The following is an 18,309-nucleotide window of genomic DNA, read 5'->3' as shown; positions in this document are numbered from 1 at the left end:
CTCCGGCAGTGACGCCCGCCGCGGCGAGCGCGAGCGCGATGGCAGTCTCGCCCTCGCCGTCGGCCAGCAGCACGATGATCGGCTCGCCCACCAACACGCTGTCGCCCTCGGCGACGAGGACACGACCGACCGTGCCGGCCTGTTCGGCAGAGAACTCCACGATCGCCTTGTCGGTTTCGATCTCGGCCAGCGGCTGGCCCACCGTGACGGAACTTCCCGCCGAGACGAGCCAGGTCTGGATCGCGGCCTCGGTCGCGCCGGCCAACACCTCCGGCATCCGGATGACGTCAGCCATGATCAGCCTCCCAATCCTGCGCGCACGGCCTCGAGACCGGCGACGACCTCGGGCGTGCGGGCGATCGCGGCCCGCTCGAGAACCTTCGAAATGCTCGGGGAAGCCTCTTGCCCGGTGACGCGGGCGATCGGCTGATCAAGCCAGTCGAAGAACCGACGCTGGATCTCGTCCGAGAGCCACGCGCCGTACGACGTGCCCTGCGCGCCCTGCTCGACGATGAGCACCGCGTTCGTCTTCTTGATGCTGTTGCCGATCGTGTCCCAGTCGATCGAGGCACGGTCGAGCCAGCGCAGGTCGATGAGCTCGGCATCCACGCCGGTCTGCTCGATCGCCTCGGCGGCGTCGTGGACCATCGACAGGTAGCTGATGACCGTGACGTCGCGGCCCTCGCGCACGATGGCCGCGCTTCCCGGGGGAATGATGTAGTCGAGGTCGCCGACGGGCACCTGGTCTGCCCGTCCGTACAGATCGACGTGCTCGATCACGAGCACCGGGTCTTCGAGGGCGAGGGCGGCGTTCATCAGACCGACGTAGTCCGTCGCGTTCGATGCGGCGACGATGCGCCAGCCGGGGCTGGTGGCGAAGATGCCCGCCGGATCCATCAGGTGCTGCGACCCGTAGCCGGAGCCGATCGCGACCTTGGTGCGCAGGACGAGCGGGACGGGGTTGTCTCCGCCGAACATGTGGCGCGCCTTGCCGATCTGGTTGAACACCTGGTCGGCCGCCACCCACATGAAGTCGGGGTACATGAACTCGACGACCGGTCGGAAGCGACCGTCGAGCGCGAGGCCCGCGGCGAGGCCGGTGAACGCGTTCTCGCTGATGGGCGTGCCCAGGACGCGCTCGTCGCCGTAGCGCTTCGCCAGGCCCTTGGTCGCGCCGTTGGTGCCGCCGTTCAGGCGGTGGACGTCTTCGCCCATCACCACGATCCGCGGGTCGACATCCATGCGGCGATCCATCACCTGGGCCACCGCGTCGACGAACTTCAGCGCGCGGGTCTCTCCAACCGCGCCGAGGGTCGTCAGGCTGGCAAGCTCCTGGCCGTCGCCCCGGACGCCCACGTTGACGAAGCTCGTCTCGGGCCACAGCTCGGGCTTGATGCGGCGTTTGCCGGCGTTGTCCGGGTCGGGCTGCAGCAGCTCACCGACGGCGTCGGACATCGCGGACTGGACGCGGGTGCGCAGGTCCGCCACCTGTGCATCGTCGATCAGCCCGCGCTCACGCATCCGTTTCGCCACCAGCTCGAGAGGATCGCGCGCACGCCATGTCGCCTCTTCGTCCTTGGTGCGGTAGCCGAACGCGCTGCCCGGGTAGGGACCGTTCTGATGGAAGAACCGATACACCTCGGCCTCGATGACCGTCGGGCCACCGCCCGAGCGCATTACGGCGGCCGCCTCTTGCGTCGCCAGGTAGACGGCGAGGGGGTCCATGCCGTCGACGCGCCACGAGGGGATACCGAATCCCTGCCCACGCACCGAGAAGCGCGTGTCGGCCGTAATCTCGTCAGCGCGCGTCGACACGGCGTAGAGGTTGTTCTCGATAAAGAACGACACGGGGAGCTTCCAGGCCGCGGCGAGATTCATCGACTCGAGCACGGACCCGATCTGCGCGGCGCCGTCGCCGAGATAGTTGATGGTGAGGTCTGACGTGCCGCTGTGCTTCTGGGCCCAGGCGTTGCCGGTTGCCATGGGCGCTCCGCCGCCGACGATGGCGTTCGTTCCGAGCGCACCTGCCTCGAACCACTGCAGGTGCATGGATCCGCCGCGACCGCGGCAGTATCCCTGCGCGAGGCCGAGGATCTCGGCGAGCGTGCGTTGCAGCACCTCTTGGATCACGTCGTTGACCGGCTCGGCGGGATCGATCACACCGCCCGAGACGTGGGTCAGCGCCTTGGCCAGGAACTGGTGATGACCTCGGTGCGAGCCGTTCACGCCATCCGCGGAGCGCAGCCCGACGATGGACCCGACCGCGCCGCCCTCTTGGCCGATGCTGGAGTGCGCCGGGCCATGCACCAAGCCTTCGCCCGCCAGCTCGAGCACGGTCTCTTCGAACGCGCGGATCAGATGCATCTGCGCGAGCATCGTGCCGAGCAGGGCCGGGCCAGCGGCATCCCAGTCGGCCTGGGTCGTCGTGAGCTCGTACCAGTCCACACCGGTTTGTAGGCGCTTCTTCTTCGGCATCCTCGCCTCAACTCCCTCGAACGACCCGGGACATCCCCGACCTGTGCAGGTTAGAGGAGGATTTGATCCAATGCAAGCACAAGAAGCAGCCATATCCTCAAAATCGCGGACAGTTCCTTGCTATCGGATACAATTCGACGATGGGCGGGGATGTGAAGATGATGACACGGAGGTCCTGATGAGCGTTGGCAACGGCATACCCGGCCTGCGGGGAACGGATCACATCGGCTTCACCGTGCCCGACCTCGATGAGGCGCACGCGTTCCTCGTCGATGTGCTCGGCTGCGATGAGATCTATCGGCTCGGCGCCAAACGGTCGAGCGACGACGACTGGATGCTCACGCATCTCGGCGTCCACCCCCGCACCGTCATCAGCGAGATCCGCTTCTACCGCCTCGGTCACGGGGCGAACTTCGAGGTCTTCCTCTACGAACCGGCCGACGGGCAGAATCCGCAACCGCGCAACAGTGATATCGGCGGGTTCCACATCGCCCTCTACGTCGACGACCTCGACGTGGCGGTCGAGTATCTTCGCAGTAAGGGGGTCGACGTCATGGGGAATCCCACCGCGAGCAAGCAGTCCGCCGAAGGGCAGCGCTGGATCTATTTCCGCAGCCCCTGGGGCCTCCAGTTCGAACTCGTGAGCTTCCCCGCGGGTAAGGCATACGAAAACTCGTCCGCACGCCTGCTCTGGCATCCGGCATACCCGCAACTATGAGGACCGAGAAAGATGCCCGCCGCATGAGCCACGGCGCAACCGGCGCAGCCATCGCCGACAGTCTGCGCGAGAGGATCCTCGCTGGCGCCTACGTGCCCGGCGAGAGACTGCGACCCGACGAAATCGCCGAAGAACACGGCGCAAGTCGCCTGCCGGTGCGCGAGGCTCTCCGCACGCTCGAAGCCGAGGGGTTGATCGACCTCGTCGCGAACACGGGAGCATGGATCTCGCGCATCACGATGGCGGAGTGCGAAGAGATGTATCAGATGCGAGAACGCCTCGAGCCGCTTCTTCTGCGCATGAACGTCCCCCACATCACGTCCGCGCTGGGCGACGACCTCGAGGCCCTCGCGCGCTCCATGGAGCAATCCACCGATGTCGAGAGGTTCCTTCAGCTCGACCGCGACTTCCACCTGTCAAGCCTGAAAGCGATCGAGACACCCGTCCTCGGCCCGACGGTCATGAACCTCTGGAATCGAACGCAGCACTACCGGCGGGCCGCGACGCGCCTGTTCTACCTCGAGGAGGACCGCAGCGTCCACCACGACCATCACCTCATCGTCAACGCGATCCGCAACGGTGACGCCGACGAAGCCGAACAGGTCCTCGCTCGACACATCCGCCGCAGCCGGCTCGAACTCTCGCGGCACCCCGAAGTATTCGGCTGAGCATGGCGACGGGCGGGCGTCGGCGACGTCGGTCCGTCACACGTTCGAACTTCGCAACCGCGGGTGCATCGTGCCCGGCTCACACGGCGACCGCCGAGGCGCGGCTCAGCTGCATCAACTGCTCCAGCGCCTCCGGCGGGAAGGCGCCGCCGGTGAAGGCGAGGAACTGCCGCATCGGCATGGACTCCACCATCTTCAGCTCGTCCGGGTTCTTCTCGGAGTGCTTGCGCTGTTCGTCGGTCATCCCCGCGCTCAGCCCCTGCATCAGAACGGGACCGACGACGGGATGCGCGAACCACTCGCCCACCGCCGACTCGAGGGTCAGCGGACGGACGCGGATGTCTCCGGCCAACGTGATCGTCTGTTCTGCAACGATGCGCGAGACGTCCTCGCCGATCTGGATCGCGTAGTCGCCCGCGGGCACGACCCATCCGGCCGACTCGATGTCCCAGTACGCGAACGCTCGCCGATCGAGAGCGAACTCGACCGTGCGGGACTCGCCCGGCTCGAGCCGGACCTTCGTGAACGCGCGGAGTTCGCGGGCCGCCCGGCGCACCGGACCGGCCGTGGTCGATACATAGAGCTGAACGACGTGCTTGCCCGCCACAGCGCCCGTGTTCGTGACCGTGACCGTCACGGCGGCGGTGTCCGACCCTGTGGTCTCGACCCGCAGGTCGCCGGTCTCGAACGTGGTGTAGCTGAGCCCGTACCCGAACGGGTAACGCACCGGCTGGGCCGCGGTCTCGTAGTGGCGGTACCCGACCATCACGCCCTCGCCGTAGCGCACGTGACCCTGCTCGCCCGGGAAGTTGTTCCAGCTCGGGTTGTCCTGCAGACGCAGCGGGATGGTTTCCGCGAGGTGCCCCGACGGATTCACGACGCCGAAGAGCACGTCGGCGATAGCCGACCCGCCCGCCTGACCGAGTAACCAACCCTCCACGATCGCGTCGACCTCGTCGTGCCACCCCTCGAGCGATACGACGCCCCCGTTGGAGAGCACGACGACCGTGCGCTCGGCGACGGCCGCGACCTCGCGAATCACGGCGATCTGCGCACCCGGCAACGAGAGCGTCGTCCGGTCGAAACCCTCGGACTCTTCGCGGTCGCTGAGCCCGGCGAACACGATCGCGACGCCCGCGCCCGAGGCGACCGAGACCGCTTCCCGGCGGTGCTGCTCGGCGCCCTCCGCGTCGGCCAGGACGAAGCCCGGAGCGTATTCCACACCGATCCCCCGGGCACCGGCGTGCTCGCGGATGCTGTCGAGAGCGGCGTCCGTTCGCGTCGCGTTGATGTGGGAGCTTCCGCCTCCCTGGAATCGCGGTTCGACCGCAAAAGCACCGACAACAGCGATGCGGGAGGGCGCCCCGAGCGGGAGTGTGGCCTGCTCGTTCTTCAGCAGGACGATGGAGTCCGCGGCGAGCGTCCGGGCGAGGGCGTGGTGCCCCTCGACATCCAGCTCGCCGCTCGCCGTGTGCGGCAGGCGCGCGAGCTGGACGACGCGGCGAACGGCCTCGTCCAACACGCTCTCATCCAGCCGTCCGCTCCGCACCGCGTCGACGATCTGCTGATCGGTCGATCCGCCACTGCCGGGCATCTCCAGGTCCATACCGGCCGCGACTGCCGCCACGCGATCGCTCACGGCGCCCCAGTCCGAGACGACCGCGCCCGCGAAGCCCCACTCGGTACGCAGGACGTCTGTGAGCAGCCACGGATTCTGCGACGCATAAACGCCGTTGATCTTGTTGTACGAGGCCATCACGGTGGCCGGTTGAGCCTCGGTGACGACACGCTCGAAAGCGGGCAGGTATATCTCCCGCAGCGTCCGCTCGTCGACGTCGGAGCTGATCCGCATCCGCTCGTGCTCCTGATTGTTGGCGGCGAAGTGCTTCACGGATGCCCCGGGACCGACCTCTTGCATGGCCGCCACGTGAGCCGCGCCCAGCACGCCCGAGAGCAGCGGGTCTTCGGAGTAGTACTCGAAGTTCCGGCCGCACAGGGGGGACCGCTTGATGTTGACGCCGGGGCCCAGGACGACGGAAACGCCGAAAGCCAGCGCCTCTCGGCCGACGGCAGCGCCCACCTGGCGCGCGATCTCGGGATCCCAGCTCGAGCCGACGGCGACGGCCGGCGGAAAACAGGTCGACGGCTCGGCGGCGTTGATGCCCAGGTGGTCGGACCCGCCGGTCTGACGACGGATGCCGTGGGGTCCGTCCGTCAGCACGATGGACGGGATGCCCGCCTCGGGGATCTCCTTCGTGCTCCAGAAGTCGCGCCCGGAGAGAAGCGCTGCCTTCTGCTCGAGGGTCAGGGAGGTGAGGTCGGGATTCATGAGGCCGCTCCGGTCTGCGTGAGGGATCGTTCGAGTTCCGCCCGGAGGGCGTCGGAGGCACCGGGGATGTACTCGAGCAGCGTCGCGATCGTCATCGCGGCCGCCTCCGGCGCCTTGGCGTCCAGGGGAACCCCCGGAAAGTGGGTGCCGAAGACGTCGGTGAATCGCCGCCATGCCGCGGGGTCATCGGAAACCTCGCGCAGGGTCGAGTCGAGGCTGAGGGCGACCGGGGCGGGCCCATCCGGCAGCGCGTACGTCCACGAGTGCTCCCCCGCATCCGTCACCTCCGCCGTGAGTCCCTCGGGGTGCAGCGGCAGGACGACCTCAGCCGACGTGCCGCGCGGGATCTCGACCGTGACCCGCGCCGAGCCGGAGTCCACCGCCCACTCGACGCGCACCGGGCCGTGCACCGTGTCGTGGCGCAGCGACGCCGAGGTCAGGTCGCCGCCGGGCCGAGGGGCGATCCGCATGCGGCGGTACCCGGGTTCGAGCAGGGTCAGCCCCCCGATGGTGCGATGCATCCAGTCCACGACCGCGCCGAGCGCGTAGTGGTTCAGGGAGGTCATGCCCGACGGGTTGATGGTGCCGTCGGGACGCACCGAGTCCCACCGCTCCCAGATCGTGGTCGCGCCCATCGTGACCGGGTACAGGAACGACGGGCATCCCGTCTCGAGCAGCATCAGGTACGCCGCGTCGAGGTGCCCCGTCGACGAGAGGGCGTCGGTGACGAGCGGGGTTCCCGCGAAGCCCGTCGAGATCCGGTAGGCGGCCTGCGCGACGATCTCGGCCAGCCGGTCACCGGCGTGCTTTTTCTGAGCATCGTCGAGGATGTCGAAGACGATCGCGAGCGCGTAGGCGGTTGCCGTCTCGTTGACGACGCGGCCGCGGGCGGTGACGTACTCGTCGAGGAATGCCCGCCGAACACGTTCGGAGAGCCGCTCGAACTCGTCGGCATCGTCGGATCGATCCAGGATGCGTGCGGTCTCGGTCATCTCGCGGGTCGTCCGGCAGAGGTAGGCGGCGGCGACGAGGTGCCGGTCGGTCTTCCCGCCGGCCGGATTGTTCTCGGGCGCGTCCGGGTCGAGCCAGTCCCCGAACTGGAAGCCCCCGCTCCAGAGGCCGTTCGCATCGAGCGACGCGGCGACCTGACGGATGAACGTGGTCATCGACGCGTACGCATGGGCGAGGATCTGCTCGTCGCCGTACTCGCGGTACAGGGCCCACGGCAGGCTGACCGCGACATCGCTCCAGAGCGCGGTCGGCGAGGACGGCGTCGAGAGGACGTCGGGCACGACCCAGGGCACGAATCCCTTCTCGCGCTGTTCCGCGGCGAGGTCCTGCAGCCACGACCCGAGCACCCCACGCACGTCGTACAGGAAGGCGGCAGACGGGGTGAAGGCGTTGATGTCCCCCGTCCAGCCGAGGCGCTCGTCCCGCTGCGGACAGTCCGTGGGAACGCCCACGAAGTTTCCGCGCATCGACCAGACCGCGTTGGAGTGCAGCTTGTTCAGCAACGGATTCGAGGTCTCGAGCCATCCGGTGCGCGTCATATCGGAGTGGATGACGACGGCCTGGAAATCGTCGGGCGTGGGGACGCCCGGCCATCCCTCGACCTCCACGTAGCGGAATCCGTGGAACGTGAAGCGCGGCTCCCACGTCTCGCGCCCCTCACCGGCGAGCGTGTAGCGGTCGGTCGCCCGCGCGGTCCGGATCGTCTCGTAGTCGGGCTCACCGCCCGTCATCACCTCGGCGTGGCGGAGCGTGATCTCGGTACCGGCCGGGCCCTCGACCGAGATGCGCACCCAACCCGAGACGTTCTGCCCGAAGTCGACGACGGTGCGGCCGGCGGGCGTGCTCAGAATCTCGACGGGAACGAGCGCGTCGATGCGGCGGATCGGCGGAGCGGATGCCTCGAACAGCGTGTCTGCCGACCAGTCGAACGACTCCACGTCGCCCCAGGCGGAGTCGTCGAAGCCGAAGGTGTCCCACCCGGTCGGCTCGACCCGGGCGTCGTAGGTTTCGCCGTCGTAGATGCTGTTGACCCCGACGCCCCCGGTGCCCGCCCGAAAGGCGGTGTCGGTCGCGATCACGTCGACCGAACCGTCGGCGTACTCGAGCTCGAGGTGCAGCCATGCTGCCGGGCGGTCCGCGAAGTGATTGCGCACACCGTCCCAGCCGAGTCGGCCCAGCGCCCAGCCTTCGCCGAGCACCGCGCCGAGGGCATTGCCGCCGACGACGATGCCCCCGGTCACATCGTGCGTGCTGACCGCGAGCCGGTGACGGTACGACGTCCACCCGGGCGCGAGGACCTCGGCACCGACCACCTCGCCGTTCAGGTGCGGTTCGATGAGGCCGAGCGCCGTCACCCGCAGAGTCGCGCGAACGGGCTGCTCGGCGACCGCGAACTCGCGGCGCAGGTACGCGGCGGGTTCGCCGCTCGCCCCCGTCGAGGTGACGGGGGTGATGAACGCGGCGGACGGGGCGATGGGCACGATGAAACTCCTCGGAGAGCGGATGTTCGGGGTGCTGATCGTCGACCGATGGACCGGCCGGCCCTCAGCGGACGGAGCGCACCTTCAACACGACCAGGCCGCCGAGGACCGTGAAAATCCCCGCGACGATGTACAGCAGGGTGTAGTTCTTGTCACCGACCGCCGACGCGCCGACCGCAAGGAACACCGGGGCGATGAACGGGGCGACGGCCTGCGGGATCGACACGGCGAAGCCGATGATGCCCATGAAGCGTCCCGCGTTCGTATCCTTTTCCGGCAGGACGTCGAGGATCAGCGCCTGGTCGACGGCGGCGAACATTCCGATACCGACCGACGTGATGAGCGATCCCGCGTACAGCATGGTGATGTCGGCGGCGAAAGCCATCACGATCGCGCCCGCCGCGAACAGGACGGCACCGGCAAGCACGAACAGGCGACGACGGCGGAGCTTGTCGGAAAGGAATCCGCCACCGATCGCGCCGACCGTGGTTGCGAGGATGCCGAAGAGGCCGAGCGACGCGATGATCGGAGCGACCTCGACGACGTCCACGCCGAGCCTCGACGCGAAGAAGAATGCGGTGAACGTGGTGTTGAGGGTCAGACCGAAGTAGAAGAGGAAGCGCCCGAGCCAGACCCAGGAGAAGTCGGGGTATGTCCGCGGGTTGTAGAGGTACTTGCTGAAGAGCGTGCCGAGCGAGAGCGTGTCGGCGAAGCGCGCACCGCGCGTGTCCGCTTCACGCGTGAACAGAACGAACAGGATGACGGCGATGACGCCGATCAGGCCGGGCAGAAGGAACAGCAGGAGCGCGTTACCCGCGAAGCTGCCCGCGATCACGACACCGACAACGGGAGCCACCTGGGTCGCGAAGCCGGCCAGACCGGCCACCTTGCCGCGCTGGGTCTCGGAGAGCTTGTCGGCCATCGAGGTCTGCAGATTCTGGAAGACCTGACCCCAACCGATCTGGGCCAGGATCCATCCCGCGCCCAGCACCCAGACATTCGGGGCGAGGGCCATGACGACGAGCGAGAGAACGCCGAGCGTCATCCCCGCGACCATGAAGGGCCGACGGCGTCCCCAGCGAGTGCGCGTGCGGTCGCTCAGGACCCCGAACAGCGGAGCGGTCAGCATGACGGCCAGCGCGCCCGAGCCGGCGATGTAGCCCAGATACTCTTCGCGGCCGGGCGCGAGCTCGGACAGTCGGATCGACAACGAGATCGCCAGCGGGGTGATGAAGGCGACGAAAACACCGAACTGGCCGAGAACCTGGAACCAGATATACGACGCGCTGGCCTTCTGACCCGTCGGCGGGACGCTCGGGTCGATCACGACCTCGTCGAGCGCACCGGGAACGGCGGGGAGGGATTGCGGTGCCGCGAGCGGGAAGGCCGCAGCGTCGTCCGAGTGCATCGTCATAGAAGACTCCATTGTCACAATTGCGAGAGGATTACTAGCGCGAGCTAGCTTGCAGCAGAGTAGCGGAGACTACTAGCACGCGCAAGTTATTTTGCGAGGCACCGTCGGCCGACAAGAGACCAGCCCCTGAAGCAATACCATGAACCCGGAGGATCCGTGTCGGACAGGACAGCAGAGCGACGGGTGACCGCGGCGGACATCGCCCGTGAGGTGGGTGTTTCTCGCGCCACCGTCGGCTTCGTCCTGAACTCGACTCCGGGCCAGACCATCTCAGAGGCGACCCAAGAGAAGGTCCTGGCCGCAGCGCGACGACTCGGCTACCGCCCGCACCTGGCCGCCCAGGCCCTCGCGAGCGGGCGCAACAGGATCATCCTCCTCGTGCTCCCCGACTGGCCGATCGACTACAGCATGCGCCGCCATGTCGACGAAGCATCCGCGGCCCTCGACCAAGCGGGTTACTCGCTCGTGACGATGACACCTCATCCGGGCGGAAACGCACGACCGCTCTGGGAGACCCTGCAGCCCGACGTCGTGATGGGAATGCTCCCGTTCGGCGAGGAGCTGTTCGACGAGATCCGCGCGTCGGGCGTGGGCGCCGTCATCCCGCAGCCGACCGAGTCCACCGAGGACGACGAGCAGCCCTTCAGCTTCAGCCAGGGCCCCCGCCTACAGGTCGAACACCTCGTCGAGCGACAGCGCCGACGGCTGGCCTACGCGGCGTCAGCGGATCCGCGCCTCGCCGAACTGGCGGCATCCCGATACGAACTCGCCGCCGCGACCGCACGACAACACGGCATCGAGGACGTCCCGCACGCCGCCGTCGACGCCGCGAACGTCCGCGAGATCGTGAGCGGCTGGCGGCAGGCTGGGGTTACCGGCATCGTCGCGTACAACGACGACGTCGCGGCCCTCGTCGTCGGCGCCGCCCTCCGCGAGGGAATCGCCGTGCCCCGCGACATCGCCGTGATCGGGCACGACGACGCTCCCATCTCCAGCGTGTTCGTCCCGTCTCTCTCGACCGTCCACGTCGACGACGAGGGGCTCGGCCGTTACTTCGCCGACCTTGCTCTGGCGGCCGCCGCCGGCGAGGATCCGCCTCGTCGGCAGCACAGCCCGCAGGTCACTCTGCGGGTGCGCGAGTCGACCGCCTGATCCGACTGCACATCCTGATCCGACTCGGACCGGAGGTCATGACCGGGCTACTGGTTCACCTCCGGGCCGCGAGCGATTCGCGACGCCAAGCTGCCGCGAGTTGGCCTGGGGTTTTGTGGAGCCACCTAAGGGAATCGAACCCTTGACCTATTCATTACGAGTGAATCGCTCTGCCGTCTGAGCTAAGGTGGCGCGCGCCGCTTGCGCGATGCACAAGCAACGATCTTACAGGCTGCCGAGCCGCGCCGTGAACTCGCGCGCGACCGCACCTCGACCTGCCACGCCGAGTGCGCCGGTTAGTACCGAATGCACCCCTGACGCCCGGCGAACAGGTGGCGCACTCGGCAACACTTGGCGCACTCGGCACCCCGCGGGCTGCGCGGCGCGGGTGCTACTCGCAGAGCCCGTCCGGTGGCACGGTGCCGTCGATCAGGTACGCCTCGACCGCGTCGTCAACGCACACGTTGCCCTTGTTGTAGCCCGTGTGCCCCTCGCCCACGTTCGTGATCAAGGTGCCGGACTCGAGCTGTTCGGCCAGGGCCACCGACCAGGCGTACGGGGTCGCGGGGTCACCCGTGGTCCCCACGACCAGGATCGGCGCGGCACCGGCCGCAGCGATCGGTCCCCGCGTTCCGGTCGGTTCGTGCGGCCACACGTCACACGGGTCGGGGCCTTCCCAGTACGGCGCGATCGTCGGGGCCTCAGCGTCGATGCGGGCATTGGATGCATCCTGATCCGCCTGCGAGCCGTCCACCGGGTAGTCCATGCAGTTGTAGGCGCGGAAGGCCTCGGCAGAGTTATCGGTGTACACACCGCCCTCCCGACCGTTGTAGAAGTCAGCCAGCAGGAAGGCCGTCTCGGGGTCACCCTGGAGCGCTTCGTCGAGCGCCTGCGTCAGGAAGCCCCAGCTCTCCTGCGAGTACAGGGCGGCGACGATGGCCGTCACCAGGCTGTCCGCGCCGAGCTCCCGCCCATCGCTGGCGGGAAGCGGCGTGCGGTCGACACTCGCCAGAAGCGCACCGAGGTCTGCCATCGCCTGATCCACCGACCCGCGGAACGGGCATTCCTGCGTCGTCAGGCAGTCCGCCATGTACGCCCGCAGCGCGTTCTCGAACCCGATCGCCTGCTCGGTGCCGACCTCGAGACCCGAGATGGACGGATCGATCGCCCCATCCAGCACCATGCGCCCCACGTTCTCGGGGTACAGGTCGGCATACGTCGCGCCGAGGAAGGTACCGTACGAATACCCGAGGTAGTACAGCTCGTCGTCGCCGAGCACGGCGCGCAGCAGATCCATGTCGCGCGCAGCGCTGACCGTGTTGATGAACGGCAGGATGCCCTGACTGTTGTCCTCACAGGCATCGGCGAACGCGGTGTTCCGGTCGGTCAGCTCCGCCTCCCACTCGGCCGAACCTCGCGGGTTTGCCGGCAGGTCGTAGAGGTAGGCGTCCATGTCGGCGGCGTCGAAGCAGCGCACGGCCGTCGACTCCCCCACCCCGCGCGGGTCGAAACCGATGATGTCGTAGGACTCCTGCAGCGCGGACCCGACCGCGAAGTCGAGCGAGTCGCGGATGAGCGAGACACCGCTCGCACCGGGGCCGCCGGGGTTCGTCAGGAGGGATCCGATCCGGTCGGACCCGGTCGCGGCCGAGCGGATGACCGAGAGCCCGATGGTTCCGGCCGAAGGGTCTTCCCAGTCCAGCGGGGCCGCGACCATCGCGCACTCGAAGCCGCCGCAGTCGCTCCACGAGACCTCCTGCTCGTAGAAACCGTCGAGCGTCGTCGGGTCTTCTATCGCGGGCGCGGACGAGGTCGCGTCCTCGGGAATGGCCGCATAGAGGCATCCGCTCAACATCACGGAGGCCGCCACCAGGGCGATCGAGGCACGCAGGATGCGGCCCGCAAGACGTGCGGGGCCGCGGCGTTCGGTACGGGTCACGAGATCCTTCCGGTCGCCGCGGTCACGAGCATGCTCTCGAGGGCGAGAGCCGGCGCGGCATTCTGTTCAAGGTTACGACGGGTCACCTGCAGCTGATCCAGCACCGCAAGCGTTCGTTGGGGCGTCCACGCGGATGCGGCGGCACGCAGTTCCGGCTCGAGTTCGACGTTCACGAGGTCGGTGTCGCGGCCGAACTGCAGCATGACGATGTCGCGGAACATCGACTGCAGGTCGGTGAGGACGCGGTCGATGCCATCTCGGAGGCTCCGCGTGGCGCGACGCTTCTGGTCTTCGTCGAGGGCACTCAACTGCGAGCGGACCGCGGGCGGCACCGCCTGGCCCTCCGTGACGCCGATCGTGCGGAGGAATTCGGCACGCTCGGTCGCGTCGCGCTCTGCCGTGAGCGCCTTGGCATCGTCGGTCGCGACCTCGACGATACGAGCGGCGACCGTCACGACGTCCCCGACGTTGCGGACCGCGAGCACGGCACGCAGCGTCTCTTCGCGCCTCGCGCGGGCGGATTCGTCCGTGGCGAGGCGCTGGGCCATACCGATGTGCCGCTGCGCGTGCCGTGCGGCCTGCTCGGCGATCTCGGGCGATGCACCGGTGCGCTCGGCGACGAGGCGCGCCACGTCCGCAACCTCGGGCTCGCGCAGCCGCACCGACCGGACGCGGGAGCGGATGGTTGGCAGCAGGTCGGCCTCGCTGGGCGCGCACAGAATCCACACCGTGCGCTCGGGCGGCTCTTCGAGCGACTTGAGCAGGACGTTGGAGGTGCGCTCGGTCATCCGGTCCGCGTCCTCGACGACGATCACGCGGTGACGCCCGAGCGAGGGTGAATATGCAGCGCGCTCGACGAGCTTGCGGGCCTCGTCGATCGTGATGATGACACGCTCGGTGCGGAGCGCGGTGAGGTCTGGATGTGTGCCCGCGAGCACCTGGCGCATCGCACCCTGATCGTGCTCGTCGTTCGCGATGAGCGCCGCGGCGAACGCGTAGGCGAGGGTGGAGCGCCCCGAACCCGGGGGGCCAGTGAGCAGCCAGGCGTGCGTCATCCCCTCGGCATCACCGCTCGCCGCGGCGGACAGCGATGCGACGGCGGCGTCCTGACCCCAGACGGCGCCCCAGGGAAGGGCTGCGGGGACGGGGCTGGGCACTCCCCCAGACTAGCCGCGGCGTCCGACGCATCCCATCGGCGCACAACACTCCGGATGACTTGTCTATTCGGCTCCGCGGAGGTCCGTTCGGCCCCGCCGAGGCCGAATGTTCCGGAATGTTGTCCGCGCCGGGGCCGCACACCGGCGCGACGCCCTGCCGACCGTGGATTACAGCAGGGGTTCGATACGGGCTCGCACGCGCGCGGCGAGCTCGTCGGCGGTAAGGGTCGCGTCGAGCACGAGGAACCTCCCCGGCTCGGCCGAGGCCAGATCGAGGAAGGCGGTGCGTACGCGGGTGTGAAAGTCTTCGCGCTCGGCCTCGAGCCGATCGAACGGCTTGTCATCGGCGTCGAGTCGGGCTCGCGCGGCAGCCGGATCGAGGTCGAGCAGAATCGTCACGTCGGGCAGTTGCCCGCCCGTCGCCCACAGCGAGAGGTCCCGCACCTCGGTGGCGTCGAGCACTCGTCCGGCGCCCTGATACGCGACGGATGAATCGAGGTAGCGATCCTGCACGACCACGTCGCCGCGCTCGAGCGCCGGAAGCACCAGCGTCTGGACGTGCTGAGCACGGTCGGCCGCGTAGAGCAGCGCCTCGGCGCGCGGCGCCACCTCGCCCCGGTGGTGCAGCACGATGTCGCGGATCAGCACACCGACCTCGGTGCCGCCGGGCTCGCGCGTGCGGACGACGTTGCGACCGGATGCCTCGAGCCACTCCTGCAGCAGGGCGGCCTGCGTCGTCTTTCCGGCGCCGTCGCCGCCCTCGAGCGTGACCCACAGGCCCGGGCGCCGGGTTACCGCAGCGCCCCCGGCATCCGTCATCACTTCTTCTTGGCCGGCGCCTTGCGGGCGGCGGGCTTGCGAGCGGTGCGCTTGGGCGCGGGACCCTTCGCCCGCTTGTCGGCGAGGATCTGCACGGCACGTTCGAAGTCGATGTCTTCGACGCTCTCACCGCGCGGGATGGTCGCGTTCGTCTCGCCGTCGGTCACATAGGCGCCGAAGCGGCCGTCGCGGATGCGGATCGGCTTGCCGCTGACCGGGTCCGCCTCGAATTCCTTGAGCGCACTCGACGGGCGGCGGGCGCCGTACTTCGGCAGGGCGTACACGGCGAGCGCGCCGGGCAGGTCGATGTCGAAGATCTGCTGCTCGTTCTCGAGCGAACGCGAGTCCGTGCCCTTCTTCAGGTACGGTCCGTACCGGCCGTTCTGCGCCGTGATGACCTCGCCCGATTCGGGGTCGGTGCCGACCGTGCGGGGCAGTTCGAGCAGGCGCAGGGCCGTCTCGAGGTCGATCGTGTCGACCGACATGCTCTTGAACAGCGAGGCGGTGCGGGGCTTGGGCGCGACCTCTTTCTTCGCGCCGCGCTTCTTCGGTGCGGGGGCGTCGACGATCTCGCCGGTCGCCTCGTCCACGCCGGCGGGTTCTTCGGGCTCGAGCTCCTGCACGTAGGGGCCGTAGCGGCCGTCCTTGACGACGATGAGCTTGTGCGTCTCGGGGTGCTCGCCGAGCACACGATCCCCGGCGACGGGTGCCTCGATGAGCTCCTGCGCCTTGGCGGGGGTGAGTTCGTCGGGCGCGAGATCCTCCGGCACATTCACGCGGCGCGGGTCCGCCTCCGGGTTGGCGGGGTCGACGACCTCGAGGTAGGGGCCGTACTTGCCGATGCGGAGCGTCACGCCCTCCGATACCGGGCGCGAGTTGAGTTCGCGGGCATCGATCTCGCCGAGGTTGTCGACGATGTTGCGCAGCCCCGCGTGATCCTCGGATCCGAAGTAGAACTCGCGCAGCCACGACACCCGGCCCTGCTCGCCGCGGGCGATCGCGTCGAGGTCGTCCTCGAGTGCGGCCGTGAAGTCGTAGTCGATCAGGTCGGGGAAGTTCTCCTCCAGCAGCCGCACGACGCTGAAGGCGATCCAGCTCGGCACGAGGGCCTGGCCGCGCTTGGTGACGTACCCGCGGTCGAGGATCGTGTCGATGATGCTCGCGAAGGTCGACGGGCGCCCGATCCCCTTCTCCTCCAGCGCCTTGACGAGGGATGCCTCGGTGTAGCGCGGCTTCGGGGTGGTCTGGTGGCCCTTGGGCTCGACCTCGGTGACCTGCAGCGCGTCGCCGACGGCGACCTGCGGCAGCGACTGGTCGTCGGCCTTGTCGGCGTCGCCGCGCTTCTCGTCCCGGCCTTCTTCGTATGCCTCGAGGAATCCCTTGAAGGTGTAAACGGTGCCGGATGCGGTGAACTCGACGCGGCGCTCACCCGCTGCGACCTCGAGGGTCACGGTGGTGGTCTCGTACTTGGCGTCGGCCATCTGGCTCGCGACGGTGCGCTTCCAGATCAGGTCGTACAGGCGCTGTTCGTCGCGATCGAGCGATCCACTCAGCGACGCAGGGGTGCGGAAGTGCTCGCCCGAAGGACGGATCGCCTCGTGCGCCTCTTGGGCGTTCTTGCTCTTGCTCTTGTAGACGCGGGGGTTGAGGGGCACGGCCGCCGAGCCGTACAGCTGCACGGCCTGCTCGCGCGCGGCCTGGATCGCCTGCGTACCCAGCGACACCGAGTCGGTTCGCATGTAGGTGATGTAACCCTTTTCGTACAGCCGCTGAGCGACGCTCATGGCGTGCTTCGCGCTCATCGAGAGCTTGCGACCGGCCTCCTGCTGCATCGTCGAGGTCGTGAAAGGGGCGTACGGGCTGCGCGTACCGGGCTTGGCCTCGACGCGGGTGACGGATGCCTCCCCCGCCGTCTGCACGTCGGTTGCGAGTTGGCGGGCCGCGGCCTCGTCGAGCACGACCACGGCCTTCTTCAGCTGACCCTTGTCATCGAAGTCGGTTCCGCGCGCGATGGCCGCGCCGTCGATGCGGACGAGTTTGACGCCGAAGGCGGAGGCATCCTTCTCTACCTGAGCCTCGATGTCCCAGTAGTTGGCGCCGACGAAGGCGATGCGCTCGCGCTCGCGGTCGACGACGAGGCGCGTGGCGGCGGACTGGACGCGGCCGGCCGAGAGGGCGGCGCCGTTGCTGCCGGAGCCGATCTTGCGCCAGAGCACGGGCGAGACGTCCCAGCCGTACAGACGGTCGAGGATGCGGCGGGTCTCTTGCGCGTCGACGAGGTCGTGGTCGAGCTCGCGCGTCTTCTCGACGGCGGCCTGGATCGCGTCTTTGGTGATCTCGTGGAACACCATGCGCTTGACCGGGACCTTCGGCTTGAGCGTTTCGAGCAGGTGCCACGCGATGGCTTCGCCCTCGCGGTCCTCATCAGTGGCCAACAGGAGTTCGTCGGCACCCTTGAGCGCTCGCTTGAGTTCGGCGACGGTCTTCTTGCCGCGGTCGCTCTCGACGTAAAAGGGGGCGAAGTCGTTCTCGATGTCGATCGAGTACTTACCGACCGAGGTCTTCTTCAGGTCGGCGGGGATGTCCTTCTTGTCGGCGAGATCACGGATGTGTCCGACAGACGACAACACTTCGTAGTCGTCGCCGAGGTACGACTGGATCGACTTCATCTTCGTCGGAGACTCGACGATGACGAGCTTCTTGCTGGTGGCCACGGGGGTCCTTTCTCCGATGCACACCATACACACCGCAGACTGTGAGCCGGGTCGGGGCGGCGCGCCGCCTACTCGGGAACGCCCGAGTCCCGGGGCGGTCCAGCCCGGGCACGTGCCACCGCGGCCATGCCCGCGAACGACACCCTGACGCTCACGATCGCGTCGAGGTCCTCGGTGTCGCACGAGACCAAGCGCGCACCGGATGCCTCGGCCACCTCCGCCGCGCGTGCGCACGGCTCACCCGGCAGCGCGCCCGACACCGTGTCGGCCGCGGCGATCGCGGCGTTGTCGGCAGCCCCAGCCGCGCGGCGAGCGGCCACGGCCGCGCCGCCCGTCGCCGCGAGGCCGACCGTGAGGGTCGCGCTGACGAGCATGGACCCGACGACGAGCATCGCGCCCGCCATCAGCAGCACTCCAGCGCAGCGCGGGGCA

General features: G+C 68.5%; 13 protein-coding genes and 1 tRNA gene. 3 read left to right on the top strand and 11 right to left on the bottom strand.

Translation table 11 applies throughout. The features are described 5' to 3' along the window. The coding region (locus MIC448_RS15505) for a biotin/lipoyl-containing protein (protein ID WP_036301786.1) at positions 1-295 on the bottom strand (295 nt) is incomplete at its 3' end. Positions 296-297: 2 nt separating this feature from the next. Beyond that, the gene (locus MIC448_RS15500; protein WP_036301784.1) at positions 298-2,475 is read right to left on the bottom strand and encodes a thiamine pyrophosphate-dependent enzyme; all 2,178 of its coding nucleotides are present in this window, start codon (positions 2,473-2,475) and stop codon (positions 298-300) included. A gap of 178 nt (positions 2,476-2,653) precedes the next feature. Between MIC448_RS15500 and MIC448_RS15495 the strand changes: the two genes are divergently transcribed. Both MIC448_RS15495 and MIC448_RS15490 read left to right on the top strand, forming a co-directional pair. Next, the gene (locus tag MIC448_RS15495) at positions 2,654-3,193 is read left to right on the top strand and encodes a VOC family protein (RefSeq protein ID WP_036301782.1); all 540 of its coding nucleotides are present in this window, start codon (positions 2,654-2,656) and stop codon (positions 3,191-3,193) included. 23 nt (positions 3,194-3,216) lie between these two features. Beyond that, positions 3,217-3,861 carry a GntR family transcriptional regulator gene (locus MIC448_RS15490; RefSeq protein WP_036301780.1) on the top strand — a complete coding sequence of 215 codons (645 nt, stop codon included), beginning with the start codon at positions 3,217-3,219 and terminating at the stop codon, positions 3,859-3,861. Between the two features lie 79 nt (positions 3,862-3,940). Here MIC448_RS15490 and MIC448_RS15485 read toward each other — a convergent pair whose 3' ends face one another. The 3 genes from MIC448_RS15485 to MIC448_RS15475 form a co-directional block, all read right to left on the bottom strand. Further along, on the bottom strand, positions 3,941-6,190 hold the full coding sequence (locus MIC448_RS15485) for a glycoside hydrolase family 3 C-terminal domain-containing protein (RefSeq protein WP_036301779.1): 2,250 nt from the start codon (positions 6,188-6,190) through the stop codon (positions 3,941-3,943). Then, the gene (locus MIC448_RS15480; protein WP_036301777.1) at positions 6,187-8,682 is read right to left on the bottom strand and encodes an alpha-L-rhamnosidase; all 2,496 of its coding nucleotides are present in this window, start codon (positions 8,680-8,682) and stop codon (positions 6,187-6,189) included. Before MIC448_RS15480 ends, MIC448_RS15485 begins: the two co-directional genes overlap by 4 nt. Positions 8,683-8,746: 64 nt before the next feature. Then, a complete protein-coding gene (locus MIC448_RS15475; protein ID WP_051514204.1) occupies positions 8,747-10,096 on the bottom strand; it encodes an MFS transporter in 1,350 nt (449 codons plus the stop codon). A 183-nt stretch (positions 10,097-10,279) separates the two neighbouring features. On the opposite strand from MIC448_RS15475, the gene MIC448_RS15470 reads away from it, so the two are divergent. Beyond that, positions 10,280-11,248, top strand: coding sequence for a LacI family DNA-binding transcriptional regulator (locus MIC448_RS15470; RefSeq protein ID WP_036301775.1), 969 nt, complete (start codon positions 10,280-10,282; stop codon positions 11,246-11,248). A 116-nt stretch (positions 11,249-11,364) separates the two neighbouring features. Here MIC448_RS15470 and MIC448_RS15465 read toward each other — a convergent pair. The 6 genes from MIC448_RS15465 to MIC448_RS15440 all read right to left on the bottom strand — a co-directional run. Beyond that, positions 11,365-11,440, bottom strand: a tRNA-Thr gene (locus MIC448_RS15465). 199 nt (positions 11,441-11,639) lie between these two features. Beyond that, positions 11,640-13,187, bottom strand: a complete 1,548-nt coding sequence (locus MIC448_RS15460) for an alpha/beta hydrolase (RefSeq protein WP_036301772.1) — start codon at positions 13,185-13,187, stop codon at positions 11,640-11,642. Then, on the bottom strand, positions 13,184-14,344 hold the full coding sequence (locus tag MIC448_RS15455) for a DNA polymerase III subunit delta' (protein WP_036301770.1): 1,161 nt from the start codon (positions 14,342-14,344) through the stop codon (positions 13,184-13,186). The genes MIC448_RS15460 and MIC448_RS15455 overlap by 4 nt, the downstream gene beginning before the upstream one ends. Positions 14,345-14,512: 168 nt before the next feature. Next, entirely contained in the window at positions 14,513-15,163 is a 651-nt protein-coding gene (gene tmk, locus MIC448_RS15450; protein ID WP_051514201.1) for a dTMP kinase, read from the bottom strand. Next, positions 15,163-17,877, bottom strand: coding sequence for a type I DNA topoisomerase (topA, locus tag MIC448_RS15445; protein ID WP_036301768.1), 2,715 nt, complete (start codon positions 17,875-17,877; stop codon positions 15,163-15,165). The genes tmk and topA overlap by 1 nt, the downstream gene beginning before the upstream one ends. Before the next feature lie 68 nt (positions 17,878-17,945). After that, a partial coding sequence (locus tag MIC448_RS15440; protein WP_306342209.1) for an Rv3654c family TadE-like protein occupies positions 17,946-18,309 on the bottom strand: 364 nt, incomplete at its 5' end.

Origin of the sequence: Microbacterium sp. C448, from assembly GCF_000582705.2 — a bacterium.
Classification (GTDB): domain Bacteria; phylum Actinomycetota; class Actinomycetes; order Actinomycetales; family Microbacteriaceae; genus Microbacterium; species Microbacterium lacus_A.
This window is presented reverse-complemented; position numbering and strand designations above follow the sequence as displayed.